This window comes from Roseivirga sp., from assembly GCF_034669765.1.
Classification (GTDB): Bacteria; Bacteroidota; Bacteroidia; order Cytophagales; family Cyclobacteriaceae; genus Roseivirga.
This window is the reverse complement of sequence record NZ_JAXMOQ010000002.1, coordinates 1-21,292: the sequence shown is the minus strand read 5'-3', so window position 1 is coordinate 21,292 and position 21,292 is coordinate 1. Positions and strand designations below refer to the sequence as shown.

General features: G+C 38.6%; 4 protein-coding genes and 1 pseudogene. 3 read left to right on the top strand and 2 right to left on the bottom strand.

The genetic code is table 11. The features are described from left to right. The first annotated feature begins 85 nt into the window (after nt 1-85). Together VOI17_RS03180 and VOI17_RS03175 are read left to right on the top strand one after the other, a co-directional pair. On the top strand, nt 86-1,645 hold the full coding sequence (locus tag VOI17_RS03180; protein WP_323755791.1) for a sensor histidine kinase: 1,560 nt from the start codon (nt 86-88) through the stop codon (nt 1,643-1,645). After that, the gene (locus VOI17_RS03175; RefSeq protein ID WP_323755790.1) at nt 1,638-2,309 is read left to right on the top strand and encodes a LytTR family DNA-binding domain-containing protein; all 672 of its coding nucleotides are present in this window, start codon (nt 1,638-1,640) and stop codon (nt 2,307-2,309) included. Before VOI17_RS03180 ends, VOI17_RS03175 begins: the two co-directional genes overlap by 8 nt. Nucleotides 2,310-2,404: 95 nt before the next feature. Here VOI17_RS03175 and VOI17_RS03170 read toward each other — a convergent pair whose 3' ends face one another. Continuing rightward, nucleotides 2,405-16,543, bottom strand: a complete 14,139-nt coding sequence (locus VOI17_RS03170) for a putative Ig domain-containing protein (RefSeq protein WP_323755789.1) — start codon at nt 16,541-16,543, stop codon at nt 2,405-2,407. Between the two features lie 305 nt (nt 16,544-16,848). After that, the gene (locus VOI17_RS03165) at nt 16,849-19,299 is read right to left on the bottom strand and encodes an ATP-binding protein (protein ID WP_323755788.1); all 2,451 of its coding nucleotides are present in this window, start codon (nt 19,297-19,299) and stop codon (nt 16,849-16,851) included. Between the two features lie 925 nt (nt 19,300-20,224). Here VOI17_RS03165 and VOI17_RS03160 point away from each other — a divergent pair. After that, nucleotides 20,225-21,292 (top strand): annotated as a pseudogene (locus VOI17_RS03160) (hypothetical protein); the annotation flags it as partial.

Below are 21,292 nucleotides of genomic sequence, written 5' to 3'. Positions count from 1 at the left end.
CTTTAGATGATTATTAATTTCTTAAAAACACAAATTGAGAAATCTTTGTCCATATAGCTATCTGATAATTTCGCTCTTTTTAACGATGACTGTGAATGCACAGGAGTCTCCGTTTTCTCCAGGTGACTTCCGGCAGCACTTTGACCAAGCCGAGAAACTGAGTCGCGCCAGTTTATACTCAGAATGTATTGATGAACTCACCAAATCTATAAAATTAGCACAGCTAAATCATTTAGAAAAAGAAGAGATTCAGGCCACTATTTTTCTCGCAGAGACTTTAAGAAAAACCAAAGATTACGACAAAGGAGCGGCATTACTTTTAAGATTGAAAAACACCGAGAAATACCCCCTTGAACATGTAAAAAAACTAGGACGGCTTGCTGCAATATATCACGAATCAAGCTTTGACGACCGACAACAGACCGTAGACTCTGTAAGTAAATACATTAACCTTGGGCTTGAATTTGCCGACAGCTATGACTTTGAAATTGAAAAAGCACTGCTAAAAAATGAGTTCGGTCATTTAATCGGAGGCAGTGACGCACTACCTTATCACTTAGAGGCTGCACAGCTTTTTTTGAAAAATAACGATAGACACAACTATGTTGGCGCATTGACCAAAGTCCTAAATATTTATCAGAACACACTTTATGATTATGGCAAGGCTGATTCAATTATACAAATACTTTTAAAGGAAACGGAAGGTAAAAATTGGCATACCGCAGAAGTTGAGCTTTTCAATATTATTGCCTACCAATACATTTTAAAGTCTGGCGATTCGCTCAACTATTTTAAATGGCAAAACAAAGCGAGCAATTCCTTAATTAAGTATAATGCAGCAATTGGTTCTGAAAGACTCGATAATTTTAGAGTTCAGCAAGAAACACTGAACTTTCAAAATGAAGCCATAAATGCTCAATTGGCATTAACACAACAGGAAATACGTACTAGAAATCTTTTTATTTACCTCTCTATTTTAATAGTTATCATACTTAGCATAGCTATTCTTTTTTACAGGGAATTGATATTAAGGAACAAACTCAAAGTAATGAATCAGCAGCTTGAAACGGCCAATAAGCAATACCAAATGCTAATGATCGAAAGCAACCACCGAATAAAAAATAACCTACAAATGGTGATATCAATGTTCGAGTTTGCCGAGAATACTCCAAATGCGAGTGACCTGACTGTGATAAAAAGAATGTCTAGAAAGATTCAAACAATCAGTGCATTGCACAAACACCTTTATGCAGACGTTCACAATGAAAAGGTGAGCCTAGAGTTATATTTTAACGAAATCATTAAGCTCTATTCTGATTTATCAACCACTAAGTTTATCATCTCACATCAATTTGAAAGCGCAGAGATTCGTAGCCAGCGAATAGTTTATTTTGGGCTAATTTTTAACGAAATGCTCTCCAACACAATGGAGCACTCGAAAGCAGCAACGAAACAAGCTCATATAGAGATTTCCAAAACCAATGAGTGGTTTACCTTTTATTATAAGGACAATTCACCCTGGGACAGTAATTATAAGGAAGGAACCGGTAGCGTTTTGATTAGACAGTTAGTTGAAAGAGTGGGTGGGTTCGATTTTCTTTTCGATCCTAAAAGCGGTCAGTTTAATTTTTCATTTCATGTTTAAAGCCAAAGTTGTCATTATAGAAGATGAGTTTTTTGCCGCGACACATTTAAAAAAGCTGGTGTCACAGCATAACTTTTGGGTGGTAGGGATTTTTCATAGTGGCGAGGATTTCCTCAAGGAAACCGATTGGGAGTTTGATGCTGCCATTGTTGATATTTTTCTTTCTTCAAAAGTAACAGGGTTAGACTTAGGGCCTAAACTTACGGAACATCAAAAGCCCTTTGTTTTCATAACTGCCAACAAAGACAAAGAGACATTAAAGGCTGCTGCCCGCCTAGCACCCGCTGCTTATATTAGTAAACCTTTCCATGAGGTAGATGTTACTGCCGCCTTGGAAATAATTGCTCATAAACTACCAGAAACACTTAAAATCCGTACTGCTAGTGGGGTTGAATATATTAATCCAAACGATATCGTTTATGTAAAGTCAGATGGAGTCTATGTCGAAATACATACTCCCCAGCATCACTTTATACAGAGAAAGCTCTTAAAGGAAATTGAAAACGAGCTTCCTTCATCGTTTTTACGGGTGCATAGATCTTATTTAGTAAACAGTCAGTATGTACTCCAATTTTCAGCAAATCATCTAAGCTTAAAGGGGCATAAAATCCCCATTTCAAGAAGCTATAAAGAGAGTATCGATAAGTTTTTCAATTCACAGTAACCAACTGAACATAAAAAAGTAAACAAAAACACTAAGAGTCACGGGCAGTTCACTTTAACAGACCTGCCCCTTCAATGTTTCCTTGCCTGAGTCTACTACCTGAAAATGATCAGCTTCTTTCTTACCACACCAACCTCTGATTTAACCAATACAATATAAATACCCTGAAGATAATTACCGACCTCAATATCATGGGAAGTATTTCTAATATTCGATATATTATATAGCTGAAGCCCAGACTCATTAAGTATTAAAATATCAACTGGTTTTCCATTATACTGAATCAAATCGAGTGTAATCCGATCATTAGCAGGATTTGGATAAATACTTACAGCCAATTCATCGATAAACCCATTATAAATTGAAGCCACTATTTCAGCCACAGCAACCACCGATTTAATTCCAGAGCCTCCATTATAGTTAAATACAATATCGCCAGTGTAAGTCTTAGCTTCTGAAGGAGCAAAACTTATAGTGATCGATTTACTGGTAGATGGAGTGATTCCTTCAACCTTTGCTGGACCTGTAAAGCCATTTGGATAGGTGATTGAGCTCACTTCCATTACATCGTCACCATCGTTGAAGATTGAAATTTCAATTGTTGTAGTTTCTCCTACATTGGTGGTTTCCGCACTCTGCCCTCCTTCTAGTCTTAGTATTGCCTCGGCTTGGTTGGTAATCGATATGACAAAGCTGTTTTCAAATGATAATCCCCCTGCATCTGTTGTCTTGATTCTTGTTGAATAGGATGTTTTGGTTTCAAAATCAAATGACGTTTTGGCCACTAACTTATTACCTAGAATTTCAAAAGAAGCATTATCTGTATCTCCTGTGCCATTAACCAGCGCATAGCTGTGTGTATCTCCTGTATCTTGGTCCGTTGTTGTAATTCCACCAATGATTCCACCAACTTGATTATTCTCCATGATTTGAGCATTATCAAGCGAAATCGCTGTGGCAGTTTCATTAACATCATTCACTGCAATTGAGAATTGTTTTTCAAAGAATAGGCCTTTGCTATCTGTCGTTCTAAATCGAACTGAATAGGAAGACTTACTTTCAAAATCAAGTGCAGAAGCCGATTTCAAAACACCACCCTGGATTGTGAATTGCGTATTATCGGTATCACCAGTTCCTGCCACTAAGGAATAGACATGTGTGTCACCTGAGTCTTCATCAACCGAGGCCAAATTACCAACTAAGGTTCCAATGGCAGCATTCTCAGTGAGTACAGCAGATGACAAGCTAATCCCCGTTGGACTTTCGTTCACATCCTTCACCTTGATCGTCATTGCTTGTTCAAAACTACCCTCAAAGCCATCCGTGGTTCTAAGCCTTATAGAATAGCTAGACTTTTTCTCATAGTCAACAGAAGCCGCTAAAACCAAGTTGCCATTGGTCAATGCGAATTTATCATTGTCTGTACTCCCTACCCCACTAACCAACTGATAAGTAAATATATTATCTCCAGCATCCACATCAATACTCGATAAGCCAGAAATAACAGTCCCTAGTGCTGTATTTTCATCCATGGTATTCGAAGCTAGATATATAGCTGTTGGAGCGTCATTTACATTAGTCACTAGGATTTTGAATACATCATTGGCCTTACCACCTGAAGGATCAGTAGCTGTTAATGTTACAGTTACTTCACCTACATTATCATTATCTGGAGTGCCTGAGAATGTCCTTGTGATAGGATCAAAGCTTAACCAACTGGCAGTATAACTGGCTGAGTAGGTCAATGCATCATTGTCAATATCTGCAAAGCTTGAAGAAGAAATAGTTTTCTTAAACACTGCGTCTTCAAGAATAGATTGATCTCCAGTTTTTGTAACCAAAGTAGGTACATCATTCACAGCACTGACCGTAATATTAAAGCTCATCATAGAGGCTTTGCCCTCTACCATTGCAGTTACATACAATTTATCCAGCCCATTAAAATCAGCAACGGAACTAAGCTCTATTTTACTTCCATTGATCGATGCACTAAGATTTTGATTACCAGCTAAGCTGTATGCAAATTTAGCATTCGGGTTAATTGCATAAGAGAACACAGTGCTCAAGTCTATTTCCTTCAATCCAAAATCTTCTTGTAGTGTAATATCAGATATAGAATTGGCTATTGTAATATCTTTACTATTAACAGCCGTTAAGAAATTTAAATCCTGAAGAGTAGTTAATTGACCGTCACTAACCGTCAATTTGGCTGTTTCTAAACCAACATTTCCATTAGAAGAGGTTATAGTGAGTACACTTCCGCTCATTGACAAAGCAACATTAGAAATGCTACTCACTGTATAGGTCAAATCTTTTGCCGCGGTCTCTTTATCCTCAAAGAAATTCGCAAGGTCTAGTGAATAAGTTGGAAAACCTTGAACCAGCGCCTGAGTGTTTAGCGCTTTGCTCAAAATTGGAGAATCATTCACTGGAGTTACTGTTACTTTAAAAGTTTTACCAGTAGATAAGGCTGTTTTGGTTCCCGTTCCGTCATCCGCATTAACCGTAAACTCAAGCTCTCCAAAGAAGTCCGCTTTTGGAGTTACTGTCAATGACCCATTTTCAATTTTATAGGATACATTATTATCGGCATTGGAGCTGGCCAGATAATTAAAGACACTTACATTTCCATCAATATCAGTCGCAGAAAGAGGTATTATCAACTGATTATCTTCCGCTACGGTTTGATTTTGAATATCCCCCATGATTGGAGCATCATTTACTGGCACTATTACCAAAGTGAAATCATCGGTGACTACTTGTGGGCTTGAACTCCCCACCTCAGTAACCAACAGCTGGACATTTACATTGCCATTAAAATCATTGGTGGCTTTCAATTCTATTTTACCATCCACTACTGTTCCAGTAACATTTGAATTGGATGAAATCACTTGATAAGATAATTGACTATCTGGATCAGTAGCCGTAAAACCTACCGACAGCGTTTTATCTTCATCCATTGACTGATCATTTATATCCAATAATGTTGGTGCATCGGGAACGTCAGTTACCTGAACTCGAGCGTAAGCCAACAAGGTTTCATTTCTTCCTTTATGTGTTACACTGAATTGTACCGAATCCTTTAATCCAATTTCTGATGCAGAAGTATATGCTATCGTCCACTCGGTTAAACCATCCTTGCTAGAAGCTAGCTTAGGGCTACCAACAGTTCCACTAATAGGCCCTTTTACGATTGCAACTACAGCATCTGACAAGTCAAAGTCACCAAATTCAACGGCAGATAGTTTAAGATTAACCGTTTCATTTTCAGGCACAGATGAATCAACTGAGAACACGGAGAAATTACCATCAATAGATGAATCATCATTAATTCCGCCACCACCTAAGTTACCAGCGGTGTTTCTACTAAATATTTGTGCTTTTGAATCGTGAAATCCATTTGTGGTTGATATACTCACACCCAACAAAACTTTAGTATTTGTAAATAATGCTGGGTAGTCAGTTTTACTCAATGACACTTTATATGTTAGTGTGCTACCATCAATTATAAAAGCTGATTTAGGTATGGCAATATTTTCTCTAAATGTTTTGTTTATTTTTTCTTCTTTACCCCTATAAAAACCACTGATGAAATACTCGTTATTGATTACTTGATCATCCAGTTTAACCACAAGGTCAATACTGTTTTCATCTTTTGGTTCTATCGTAATAGGATAAAGCGTATGCTTTGAATCAGGAACCCTAAATTTAAAACGTACTGTGGCTTCCTGTGAAGACAGACCTCCACCCTGCTCGACTGCTTTGAATATTACTTGATCTTCATACACCGTTTCAGGAGAAAGGCCATTGGGTACAAAAGTGTATTCACCGGCTTGTGTACGAGCCGTCAAGGTGCCTAAACTAGGTCCTTCAACAATGACAAAATCAACAAGTTCACCTTCTGGGTCATAACCTATCAATTTAAATAAACTACCCGGTACATGGGCAATTCTTACAGAAGGAGCCATTGCAATTGGTGCTCTATTCTTAAGCCCTTTCCCTACAACAAATAATTGTTGTACATCGGCATTGCTTATTACCTCAAGCCTATTGAGTAAAAACTGATCATCTGTTGGGCTGAAAGTAATATTGACTGTTTTTTCCTGTCCAATCCCCAAAGTAAAGTTTGATTCACTCGCACTAAATCCTACCGGTAGTTTAATGTTACTTACTTGTAAGCTTGCATCTGGACTTGTGTTCTTGATCTTCACTTGACGTGTTTTGCTTGCCCCTATTTTCACTAGGTCGAATATGATGCTATTACCTCCTAATTCGATATTAGTAGCATCGACAATAGTCAAAGCTGCTGTAGGTTCTGCTACATCAGCAACCGTTATGGTTTTGGCCGTCTCATAGGTTCCCCCTCGTAAATCCGCCACTTGAATTCTGACTGAAAGCGACTTTACATCTTCATAGTTAAAAGACAAGCCTGCTTTTTTGAAGAGCTTATTACCTACGATATCAAACAGATCATTGTTCGTACTTCCCGAGCCACTGACAAGTTTGTACGAATGAAGATCTCCTACATCAACATCATTAGTAGATAAGCTACCTATCTCTGTACGGTTGATGATGTTTTCTGCAATTGCCGATGTGCTCAAGTTTATTTCGGTAGGAAGTTCATTTCTGGCCTCAAAGCTCTGATTTAAAATGGGCGATGCCAAGTTACTATTATTTTGGGCATCGATAATGGTGTTTGCTTTTAGACCTACCGAGGCATTACCATCAAGTATAGAGTTTAAAGTAAAACTGTAAGTATCTCCTGTTCCTTCTAGATTAGAAATAGAGGCATTATTCAAGATAAAGTCTGTGACTTCAAGTCCAGTAATAGCTTCACTAAATTTAAGTGAAACCTTCACAGAAGGTGTAAAAGCCAATCCGTTCACTTCTGCAGTTAAGGTCACCACGGGTTTTATTTCTTCTAAATCGGTAACGGTAATTGTTACCGTATGAATAGATTCATTTTTTCCATCATTTGCTTTGATTTTAATGATGTAAGCATTGTCTTTATTAGCGTCTTTTGGATCTTCATAATTAGGTGCAGATCTGAAGGCAATCACTCCATTGGCAATCGTAAATAGCGCTTCATCATTGCCAGTCCCTAAACTGTAGGTAATTGCATTTGCATCAGTTGCTTTGACGGTATAGGCCGCCCCTGTTCCATTTTCCGTAAAAGTTGCTTTGGTGGTTGATGTAAATACAGGCGCAATTTCGTCAACATCCACAATGGTGATGGTCACCGTTTGCGAGACCGTATTGAAACCATCATTTGCATTGATTACTATTATATAACTGTTCTTGGTTTCAAAATCTGGAGCAGATTTGAAAATCAATTCACCAGAAGTAGCATTAATATTAAAAAATGATTCGTCATTGCCATCACCCAAACTGTAGGTCAATGGGCTATTATCTGTTGCAATAGACGTATAAACTACCTCTGTACCATTTTCAATAAAACTTACTGTAGTAGCTGATGTAAATACAGGAGCAATTTCGTCAACATCCGCTATGGTGATAGTCACTGTTTGTGAGGCAGTATATAAGCCATCACTTGCCTTTACTACTATTGTATAGTTGCTCTTAGTTTCATAGTCTGGTGCAGATTTATATGACACTTCACCAGCTGAGATATCGAAAAAATCCTCATCGTTATCAGTCCCTAAACTGTAAATAATTGCACTGGCATCCGTAGCAGTGACGGTATATGCCGTGCCCGTTCCGTTTTCTGTAAAAGTTGCTGTTGCAGCCGAAGTGAATATAGGAGCAGTTACGTCATTAACAGTGATAGTAAACGACTGGTTCGATACATTCCCTAACTCATCTCTTGCCTCAAGTAAAACTGAATGAGGACCCGAAGGAGCTGAAGAAATCCCTTGAATAAACGTTTTTCCTATCGAGCGTTTGAGTACATAAGGACCAGAACTAATGTATAATTCCCCATTTGAATCAACTGCAATTCCAGAAGGACGTCCTATCCCTGCCTGTACCCCAATTCCAGCTGAATAAGCGTCTGTTCCATTACCTATTATAGTAGTTGTTACACCCGCTTGGTCTATTCTTCTTATACGTCTATTACCATTATCAGCTACGAAAACTACCCCCAGATCGTCCACTGCTATACCACTTGGGTATTGAAAATAAGCAATCCCAGGATCACCATCTTTAACTCCACCATTTCCGCTCCAAACTAATGTTGTCACCATTCCATCAGGCGCTATTTTTCGGATACTGTGATTGTACTGATCAGAAACATACAAGTATCCATTTAGATCAACTGCCAATCCACTCGGCCCATCGAACGATGCAGACGTCCCAATACCATCGGAATGGCCTCTGCTGCCATTACCAGCTATAGTAGTCACCTCTCCAGAGGGGGCTATTTTTCTAATCCGACCATTTATAAAATCTGCAACGAATACATTTCCCGATTTATCCACATCGATGCCCATTGGATTGCTAAAGGATGCATTAACCCCTTGCCCATCTCGGAATGCATCATCCCCCGAACCAGCCATAGTTGTTACTTCTCCATCGGGGCTTATTTTTCTTATTCTATTATTTTGCCAGTCTGAAACGTATAAGTATCCAAGATGATCCACCGCTATGTCATATGGTCGATAGAATTGAGCTGATAGACCATTGCCGTCAGAATAACCAGGCACGCCAGAACCAGCAAAAGTAGACACTACTCCCTCCTTGCTAATTTTTCTGATTCTATGGTTAGAATTATCTGCGACAAAAATATTGCCCTGATTGTCGATAGCAAGACCATATGGATTTGCAAAAGATGCATTCACTCCTGTTCCATCCATATATCCACCCCTTGAACCAGCAAATATGTCCACCTCATCCAAGGTTTCATTTTTCAAATTCAACCAACTTGGAATCTCGGAAGCGCTAATGACTACTTTATCATTCTCGGGGTCAGTTACTGTAATATTGTAGCCATAAGTCTCATTATCATCAATTTCAGTAATAGGTGTTGAAGTAAAAACAGGAGCTTCATTAAGGTTTGTAACACTAATATTCACAGTTTTACTTACAGAGTTCACTCCATCATTTGCATTAATTTCAATAACGTAAGTGTTATCGGTACCCAAACCTATTGGCGATTCAAAATCAGGAGAAGATTTAAAAACGACCTCTCCGGAAGCCGCACCAAAATCAAATAAAGCCTCATCATTGTCTGTGCCAAAGCCATAAGTAACAGTGTTTACACTAGTTACTTGAGCCGTATAAACCACCCCAGTTCCATTCTCAGTGAAATTTACAGTTGCAGCAGAAGTGAATACGGGTGGAGGAACAGTTTCGTTAAGCAAGTTGATGCTACTACTAATTGAAAACACCTGCTCATTTCTGTCATTACCAGTATTATTACCAGTATCAATAACTTTTATCAAGGTTACTTCTCTTGTACCAGCTACTGGGGATTGATTGGTATTACTATAAGTTATACCATTTATAAGGTCGATTGTTGAATCATCGCTTAAGCCTTGAGATGCTGACAGTCTAACTGTCGCTATATCATCGACTAATTCAATATTAACAGTGATTGAATTATTGACTGTTACTCCAGACTCGCCATCTGTTAATGTAAACTGCTGACCATCAATAAAAATAAGTTCTTCTGCGCCATACACTAAATTGTTAACTGTAAATTCTATTTGACTAATTTTCTGAGAAGACTCTACTGCAGAGGCATTAGTATCCTTAAAAAGACTTACTGGATTATTACCTACATAATGTGTAGGGTTCAATGGAGAGGAACTCAAATAAGGTTCTGTATCTGTTCCAATCAGCGTTACATTGGAAGTTATTGCAAAAGTTCCAGTATTATTATTATCTGCCTCATTGCTCCCATTATCTTGAATAGTTTTTAAAACAAAAGTTCGAACATTTTCCACATCAGGATCTCTACCAGCATAGTTATACTTTACGTTGTTCAATATTGTATTAAACACATCAGTAGTAATACCTGATTCTTTAGTAAAGGTCATTGTATTTACTCCAGAAATCACTTCACGCCTCATCTCCAAACCATTGTTTTGAGTAGTACCTCTAGAGTTAGATAACCATATGGTTGAACCATCAAAACTCTCAAAGCTCCCAGCATTTGGAAAGGCAGCTATGTTTGTCAACTCTATAGAAAAAGAGGTAATCAACTGATCTGGCTCCACTGTCGAAACTGAAATATTCTCAAATAACAAAGTACTAATGCCAGACTGAAAAGCTTCGGTATAGGTAAAATCTCTGCCATTACCTGTTAATAGTGGTGGGTCATTGCTATCAGCAACTGATACTATCACTGTTTGACTCACCTCATTTATCCCATCACTTACCCTAATTTCAATCACATAGGTATTATCCGAATCTGAATCGGTTGCAGATTCGAAGTCGGGAGAAGATTTGAATGTTACCTCTCCAGTTGCAGCATTAATATTAAAAAGGTTCTCGTCATTACAAGCACCTAATGAATAACTAAGCGTATTGGTATCAGTAGCTACCGCTGTGTATGCGACTCCTGTTCCATTTTCTGCAAAACTAGCTGTGATAAGTGATGTGAACACTGGATTTGTATCGTCAACATCAGTCACAGTAATGGTTACCGTCTGGTTTACCTGATTTACGCCATCACTGGCTCCGACTTCAATCACATAGACATTATCCGTGTTTGCATCTAATGGTTCCTCAAAATCTGGGGAAGTATTGAATGTTATCACTCCCGCATTTATATTGAATAATGCTTCGTCATTGTTTGTGCCTAAGCTATAAGTAATCGTATTCGTATCAGTAGCTGTAACGGTGTAAGCTGTGCCTGTTGCGTTTTCGGTAAAAGATATAGTGGCGGGAGAAGTGACGATGGGCGCTGTAACATCATTGATTTCAATTTGAAAATTCTGATAAACTGTTCCTTCATTATTATCATTCAAACTAAGGCTTACGTCATGGGTCCCTGATTGCCCAATGGCTGAGCCAGAAAGGATATACTTTTTCGAAATCTTTCTTATTCGTGAATTACCTGCATCAGCGACAATTATATTGCCTGCATGGTCAATTGCAATACCAGCTAGCGTATTAAACTTGCTCTCTTCTGCGGATCCATCGTTGAATCCTGAAGTGCTACCTGCAATTGTACTTACATTTCCAGAAGCATCTATCTTTCGAACTTTATCATTGAATCTATCGGTAACGTAGAGATTGTTTGAAGGATCAATTGCTAAAAATAAAGGATATTTAAATTGGGCACTTTGACCTAAGCCATCGGCATACCCAGCACTTGATCCAGCAAATGTCGTGACGTTACCTGATTGGTCAATTTTTCTTATTCTATTATTACCAGAGTCTACTATATATATATTACCACTTTTATCAATAGCAACATCCGTAGGTGAGGAAAACTGGGATAGGTCAGAACTACCATCGCTATAGCCTCTTGTGGAACCAGCTAATGTAGTAACCAAACCTGAAGGTGTTATTTTTCTAATTAGGTGATTGCCCGCATCCGCAACAATTAGATTTCCTTCTTGATCTATTGCAGAGCCCAAAGGATTTGAAAATTTAGCATCCGCCCCTTGTCCGTCAGCATAACCAGGTTCACTTCCTGCAAGTGTAAATATTTCCCCCTTGCTGGTCATACGCTCAATTGTACCAAAACTGTACGTAGAAATATAAAATACACCATCATCAGCAATGGTTACATGACTAGGATGCATTGCAGAAGTAGTACCACCATTATAGGTAGAGGTCCTCCGGTAAACACTAGCAAATGAGGTAACCTCTCCTTCAGGAGTTATTTTTCTTATACTGTTACTGTTTTTTTCAGCCACATAAGTGTTCCCAAAGCCATCTGAGGCGAGGCCTAAAATTTCATTAAATTTCGCACTAACACCAACACCATTTTGAAAACCATTGACTGAACCCGCAAGTGTTTCAACACTATGCTCAGACTCAATTTTTAACCAACTTGGTAAGACGGAATTGTTTAGAGATAAAGAATCAAAATCTATATCATTAATTACCAACTCATATTCATAGGCTTGATTATCATCCACCTCTAAAACAGGTGTTGAATCTATTGTTGGAGCATTGTTGGCTTGAACAAGAAATGTCTCTTCTAAATCTGTAGGAGTTAAGTTTACCAACTCGTTACCATGAATATCAGTGATGTCTGTACTAGCCTTTAAATTCAAATCAATCAAACCAGTCTTGGCAACATTGATTTTTATGGTATACAGGGTTTCATCAAATATGTCTTTGGTAATATTTATTGCAAGGTTTTCCGCACTATTGAAACTAATTTCAAAATCCGTAACATCAACGTTTAAAACCTTCTCACTAAACTTCACTCTGAATGCTACCCTATCTGTTTTTATTGTTTCTTCTATGGGGTCAATCCTTACTATCTCGGAAATAAAAGGAGCAATATGATCTCTCACTTGAAGAGTGAAATTTTGATAAATAAATTCGGAGTTACTATCAGTGGCAACTAAAGAAACCTCATGATCACCTACATGCTCGAGTGGATTACCACTTAAAACGTTAACCATGTCTATGATCCTAAATTTAGGTTCTGAACCATGTAAAAGTATAAGTTGATCATCAGCACCTTGTCTCATGCTCCTAGTATTCCGTAACTTAGCTTGGCTTCCAATACCATCCACTAATCCTGTACCACTACTACCACCAGCAATAGTACTGACCAATCCATTGGCATCAATCATTCTAATCCTAGAAGCTTCTCCTACAAATATTCTATTCTTAGTGTCCACAATAATACCAGTAGGAGCTGAAAACAATACATCGCCCACACCCCCATCTTGATAACCCTCTATACCACCAGCAATCGTAGTAACCATGCCTTGAGAAGAAATTTTTCTTATCTTATGATTGTATTGGTCAGTAACATAAACATTGTTTGCTGCATCAATACTAATGGCCGAGGGAGTGTTAAATAGTGCTACATCACTGGCTCCATCCAAATACCCAGGATCAATTACTCGGGAGCTTAAACCATTAACATTTCTTGTTTTAATATTATATTTACCCGCAAAATTAGTGACTTGACCACTTATGTCAATCTTCCTAATTATATGGTTTCTACTATCCGCGATATACATATTACCACTAGTGTCGAACTCAATATCAATTGGCCAAAAGAAAATTGCCTCTAATCTATCTCCATTAATTACTTCTGGTCGACTGTAAGGCCCTGAACTTGGAATGTCTTCAAAACGGGTACCAGCAAAAATTGAAACCTCACCTTCAAGTGTCACTCTCCTGATCAAGCCATTTCGCATATCTGCGATATATAACAAACCATCTGGTCCAAACTCAATATCCATTGGTGTGTAAAATGAAGCATTCACCCCAGTTCCGTCTAAAGAACCATAATCCTCAATGCCTGCCAAGAGTGTTATTTCACCAGTAACGGCATCAACTCTTTTAATTTGATTTCCATCAATTGCGTAAATATTCCCAATACCGTCTTTGGTAAATGCTGATCCAATACCAGTTGTGCTCGTCACTTTACCCGTCAATCGAAGTTTTAGCCAGTCTGGGCCTTGTGCCAATGAGAAAATTGATTCATCAGGCTTAGAGGTAAGAACACTGTAAACATATTCTTCATCCTCATTCACACTTACAATAGGAGTCGATTTAAACTCAAAAACAATTTCTTCGACATCCGTTACTGTAATGGTAACAATTTGACTTACCTCATTTACTCCATCACTCGCATTCACTTCAATCACATAATCGTTATCCGTATTCGTATCTGTCGGTGTCTCAAAATCTGGAGCCGATTTAAAAGTTACTTCACCAGAAGTAGTATTAATATTAAAAAGGTTCTCGTCATTACAAGCACCTAATGAATAAGTAAGCGTATTGGTATCAGTCGCTACCGCAGTGTATGCGACTCCCGTTGCATTCTCTGTAAAAGTAGCTGTAATCAATGATGTGAACACTGGATTTGTATCGTCAACATCAGTCACAGTAATTGTTACCGTTTGGTTTACCTCATTTACACCATCACTGGCTCTGACTTCTATCACATAGGCATTATCCGTGTTTGCATCTAATGGTGCCTCAAAATCTGGGGGAGTATTGAACGTTATCACTCCCGCATTTATATTGAATAAGGCCTCATCATTGCCAGTGCCTAGGCTGTAAGTAATTGCACTGGCATCTGTGGCTGTTATTATATAAGCTGTGCCTGTTCCGTTTTCTGTAAATGTAGCTGTAGTGGCTGAAGTGAAGACTGGATCAGTTGCATCCAGAACCGTAATGGTGAAGCTCTGCTGTGCAGTACCTCCGTTACCATCGGCTGCATCGAGTACAACGCTGTGTGTACCCAACTGATCGGTAGGGTTGCCGCTCAACAAGGCTTCTGTAATTTCTATTTTTCTAATGCTGTGTGTTTGTGCAACGTATAAATCACCATTTTGATCAGCAGTCATATGATATCCGAAATAGAATGAAGCACTTGTTCCAATACCGTCTACTGAAACTATCGGGGAAAAAGAGGAACCCGCTACTGTTGTCACTTCCCTCTCGGCAGTAACCTTTCTTATTCTTTGATTAAATTGGTCCAAAACATATAGGTTTCCTGACGGATCAAATACAACATCAACCGGATTATAGAACTCAGCTTCAGATCCTGTTCCATCAGCGAAGGAAGCATTTCCTGAACCCACGAAAGTGGTGACAACTCCCTCTGGGGTAATCTTACGAATCAAATTATTTTCTCTATCTGCTAGGTAAATATTTCCATCCGGCCCTACTGCCAAACCTCTTGGATTATCGAATTCAGCTTCAGTTCCCGTGCCATTGGATGACCCCCTATTTCCAGATCCCGCCAATGTGGTGACAACTCCCTCTGGGGTAATTTTTCTGATTGAGTAGTTCTGGTCATCACTTACATACACATTACCCTCAGAGTCTACCGCAAGCCCAGCAGGGTTATTGAAAAGCGCTGACGTACCTATACCATCTGCTCCACTTCCAAATGACCCTGCCAATGTAGTTACCACACCAGAAGGACTAATTTTTCTTATCGTATGATTACCCGAATCAGCAACATAGATATTACCGTCAGCATCAATTGCAAGAGCACTTGGTAGGAAAAAACGAGCTTCAGTACCAGTACCATCGACCAATCCGCGACTTGTTGAGCCCGCCCATGTTGAAGTAACTCCTTGCGTATCGATAATTCGAATTCTATTATTTTGTTGATCGGCTACATAGATATTGCCAACAGCATCTACCACAATGCCTCTTGGATCCCAAAAAGAGGCAGCGGCCCCTGTGCCTTCAGCAGATCCAAACACACTACTCCCAGCAATTGTGCGAACAATAGCCTGTCCTTCACTCAGGTTGAGCCAGGAGGGTTTAGTATTTGCGGTCACCGTTACGGCATCTCCATCCGCATCACTCGTGGTTATGGCATAAATATAAGTAGCATTATCATTGATTGTCGTGACTGCTGTGGATGTGAAGGTTGGATTTACATCACTGACATTGGTTACCGTAATAGTGACCGTTTGATTAGTTGAATTTCCTACGTCATCTCTGGCAATTATTCGGACTAAATATGTGTTATCTAAACCTACATCCGATGGGCTTTCAAAGTCAGGAGCATATTTAAAAGTAACCACACCCGTTGCGCCCACAATGTCGAACTTGTCGCCATCATCTCCTGCATCAATACTGTAAGTAACTGTATTCACATCGGTAGCCAATGCTGTATAGGCAGTGCCTGTTCCGTTTTCAACAAAAGTAGCCGTGGTTGCCGAAGTGAAAACGGGATTTGTATCGTCTACATCAGTCACGGTGATGGTTACCGTTTGGTTTATCTGATTTACCCCATCGCTGGCTTTAACCTCAATCGCATATGCATTATCTGTATTCGCATCTATTGGCGTCTCAAAATCTGGAGCAGATTTAAAAGTTACTTCACCAGAAGTAGCGTCAACATTAAATAGCGCTTCATCATTACCTGTACCTAATGAGTAAGTAATGGCACCGTCATCCGTAGCGGTAATGGTATAGGCCGTGCCTGTTCCGTTTTCAGTAAAAGTTGCTGTAGTGGCTGAGGTGATGATTGGGTCTGTTACGTCACTCACCCTAATGTTAAGGTTATGCTCAACAAAACCCTTATTATCATTGCTTATCAAGCTTAAGTCATTTATGCTTGAATAAGAGTCATCAGGAGTTTTTAATTCAGATACCCAGTCCAATTTCTGGGAATATATTTTTTGGCTTAAAAGAAGAAAGATCAAAGAAAGCAATGAATACTTCACAATGGGTAAAAGACGAGCCATATAAGCTGTAGGGTATAGTTTTGGTTATATCGCCTAAAGATAACTTAATTCCTCAAATACTATTGAAATTGTTCTAAAAACAAATGTAATAAGTCATAAAAAAGTAAGGAGCTTCCATTTCCTCTGCTGAATGGTGGTTAATCTGTTCAAATGGATGTGAGTATTTGAAGGTGGAAATTCTAGTCTGTTTTCTAATTACAGCCCCAAGGGTGACAATCAACTTAAATCCCTACCCTTTCAGCAACTTCTTTTCTTGTTTTAATACCCAGTTTCCCATAGATGTTTTTGATATGAAACTTAACGGTATTTATAGAAATGAATAGCGCTTCTGCAATTTCTGGGTTTGAATACCTTTTCGCTAAAAGGTAGAGTATTTCTGCTTCGCGTTCTACCAAGTTGTATTTCCCCACTAAGTCCTCTATATCGATTTGCTGAGTACTTTCATCAAGTTTTCGAATAATCTTAATCCTGTTTTCTAGAATATTTTTTATTCGTGCCAGAAATTCAGTGGAACTGAATGGTTTGGTCAAATAATCATCAATACCCAAAGTGAGGGCATAGAGTTTATCGACATGATCGGCCCTGGCGGTTAACATTACCAGTGATACTTGATGCAGTGCTTTGTCCTTTTTAATGGCTTCCAATAACTCAAATCCATCCATTACAGGCATCATCACATCCGAAATCACAATATCAATCCTTTCGGCCTTTAGAATATCCAATGCAATCTTACCGTTCTCAGCCTGTTTGACTTCAAAGTATGGGGCAAGGGTTTTGGTGATAAAAGCACGCATTTCAGGGTGATCTTCAGTGACAAGAAGTACTGGTTTATCTAATTTAAACTTCGTTGCATAATTGGAAATCGTTTCTGTAAGGGCGCTTTCCAATTCTTGTTCTTGACTCTCAATAACTGAAGATTTAAATATTGTTTCTTCAAACACTTCTTTAATTGGCAATATCAAAGTGAACGTGGTTCCTTGGCCTAATTCGCTATCCACTTTTAAGCGCCCTCCATGTAAAACGGTAAGTTCCTTTGCCAATGCCAAACCAATCCCAGTGCCACCCTCAGCTTTCTTGTCGGGTTGATCGGATTGGTAATAACGGTCAAAAACAAAGGGAATATCAGCTGGATGAATACCAACCCCGCTATCCGTTACCTTTATAAAAAGTAGATTATCTTCAATATCCTCATCTACTACTACGGAAATGCAGCCTCCCTCAGGCATAAACTTTAAGGCGTTTGAAAAGAGGTTATTAATAATTTTTGTGCACTTATTTTCATCTATTAAAATAGCTAAGTCCGCTTTCGGGTAGAATTTGTAGCTTAAACTAATGGACTTATGTTCAAAACCAGATTTATAGTCGGACAAGAGCAATTCAATAAAATTATTAACTCGCACAGGATTCTCAACCAATTCAAGTTTCCCTGCATCCAACTTTGCTAAATCTAAAATCTCCTCTACTAATGAAAGTAAGTTCACACCATTCCGACTAGCAGTTTCTAAGGTCTGAAGTATTTCTGGGTCATCTATTTTACCATTATGTATAAGTGACTCTAAAGGTGCATTGATCAATGTCAACGGTGTTCTCAGCTCATGAGAGATATTGGCAAAAAGTCTAGATTTGACCTTATCTAATGCTTGTAGTTTTTCGTTGGTTTTTGAAATTTTCTTTCGACTCCAAAAAATAAAGCCTACAATAACCATTAACAAAAACAAGATGACAAACAAAATTAACCTTTGCTTAGCTTGAAGTTTTTGCTCACTGAGCAGTAGATTATTTTTCAACTCAACCCTATCTACCTCATGTGTGACCTGCACTTCAGCTAAATTTTGATAGTAATTATCGGTGTTAATATCCGATTGGATATAGAAAAAGCAATGGTAGTAATCCAGCGCCTCTTTGTACATACCTTTGTTTCTATAACAAATAGATAAGTTGTTAAAAGAATTGGATCCTAGCCCCTTCATTCCCGCAAACATAGAAATATCAAGTGCTTCCAAGTGATATGGAATGGCTTTATCATACTCCCGTTTAACAAGAAATTCATTTCCTATGTTATTGAGAATGTGCGCCTGCAATATATAATTGCCCACTTCTTTGGCTACAGACAAACCTTCCTGAAAGTATTTAATAGCCAATTCACCCTTTTGATACGAACCGGCCACATTTAAATGTCTGGCTAAAGATTCCATCATAAGCGTATCGGATTTATTTAAATCTGATTTTAATAGCGCAATGGCCTCTTCGGCATATCCTAGTTTCATTTTATGGTCATGTTCCAACATAACCTTGGCGTAAAGCAGGTAAGATTTACTCAATGGGTCACTTACCGTTTCGAATAAACCTATGGCTCTTTGAAAATAGAATTTATATGGGCGGCCCAATACATTTCCTAAGCGGATATTATTTGCGATCTCAAAACAGGCAATCGCTATGATTTTTTCTTCTCCAAGTTTCTCTGCCAAATAAAGAGTCCTTGTATAATATTGATAGGAGTCCTTTACATTGTCTACCCATTTGGACTCTCTACCTAATCGCTCATTCAATCCCATTTCTAACCTGTCATCTCCCTTTGCTCGATCCAATTGATCTTTCAAAGCGTTTATTTTATTGGCTGACTTCTCATTTTTTATATTTTCTAAAACTTTCACCACCTCCTGTGCTGTCAAATCTTTTGACAATAATCGAACTAAGGAGTCTGTTTTTGAAGATAGTTGATAACTATAGGATTGACCATTTGAGGTCATGGGATTGATAAACAAAACCAAATGAATGAATATCACTAAGTATTTAAAATAGAGATTTAATGGCCTCTTAGCTGGAGTCATATTAGGTGTAAATTAATATCAAGGTTAATTAATGGCTTTCCAATTTCAGGATAGCCTCAATATAGGAGCGTTTATTTCAAGATCAAATGCAATAAGTTAATTACAAATATGCGGCCTCAACTCCATTGACTTGGCAAAATACAGCAATCACATAACCAAAATTATAATCGCTATCCGTTAAAGACTAATGCCATTAAATCTCCACCACCACCTTCCCAAAAGTCCCACCGTTTTTCATAGCTACAAAAGCCAATATTGTTGCTGAAAACATCAAACTGGTGCAAATAAATTTCACTTAATTTTAATTGTTAAAGATCACTATTTGCTCGAGTTCTTGTTCGTTATCAATTTCCCCTTCTTTCGGAATACGCAAATCACATCTTTGAAACTGTCGTACTAATGTAATTTCTAGTACTTGGAAGACTTCCTCAATCCAAAAACACAAGCCTCTTATAAGCCTTATTTAATGCTCATAAATACCATACTAGGCATTTCACTTAGCACTAATAATGGGTGAAAGGATCATCTGTGGGCTGATTTCTAACATTAAGTTTGTTCAAGAGCCTTATCAGATAACTTATGATTTCAACTAGAAAGAAAGGAAGTCAGGTAGGTTCAAAAGGAATTTAAAAAAGCACAATACTGATAGATCCGATTGTTTTATACATCTCGTAAATACAGGTGCTTGAGACTTAAAGTAAAGGCCAAAAGTCCATTACCAGAAGTCTGAATAGAATTAGAGAACTTAATTAAAATCACCTAAGCAATGATCAAGACGAATCTTAATCAACTGATTCTTATACCCTTTTTGTTCTTGACTTTGAACCTAGGACTTAGCGCACAATCAGTTGGTATAGGTAGTGTTGATTTCAAACCAGACAGCGCAGCAATCTTAGAGTTAAAGTCTAATAATCAAGGTTTACTTATACCCCGATTATCAAGTCAACAAAAACAAGCAATAGCCAATCCTCCCCTTGGACTCCTAATATTTCAAATTGATGAGCCAGTCGGGTTTCATTTTTACTCAAAGAGTGGCTGGAATTATTTAATCGATTTCGATCAGCAAAAGAGCCTTAGTTTTCAACAGTTGAGTTTTGATGAAACAACCGGCCTTTTAACCTTAGAAAATGGCGGATCTGTGAAACTAAGCAGGTCCTTTAACGGAAACGCGCTCTTAAGTGGCACCACAAACCCTACTTCCTCCAATGGCGTAGACGGTGACTTCTTTATCAACACTACTACGCTAGACTTATTTGGACCTAAAACTATTGGGAACTGGGGAAGTGCAACTTCCATCATTGGAACCCAAGGAGTTCAGGGAATTCAAGGTATTGCTGGTGCTAAAGGAGACCAAGGTATAGCTGGAACTAACGGCACTAATGGAATTGATGGTGCAAAAGGTGACAAAGGTGATAAAGGAGATCAGGGTATAGCTGGAACCAACGGTACTAACGGAGCTGATGGCGCAAAAGGTGATAAAGGAGACAAAGGAGATCAGGGCATTCAAGGAGTAGCTGGCGCTAAAGGAGACAAAGGCGATCAGGGTATAGCTGGAACCAACGGTACTAATGGAGCTGATGGCGCAAAAGGTGATAAAGGTGACAAAGGTGATCAGGGCATTCAAGGAGTAGCTGGTGATAAAGGAGATAAAGGCGACCAAGGTATTGCTGGAACTAATGGTACCAATGGTGTAGATGGCGCTAAAGGTGACAAAGGTGATAAAGGAGATCAGGGTATAGCTGGAACCAACGGTACTAACGGAGTAGCTGGCGCAAAAGGTGATAAAGGTGACAAAGGTGATCAGGGCATTCAAGGAGTAGCTGGCGCTAAAGGA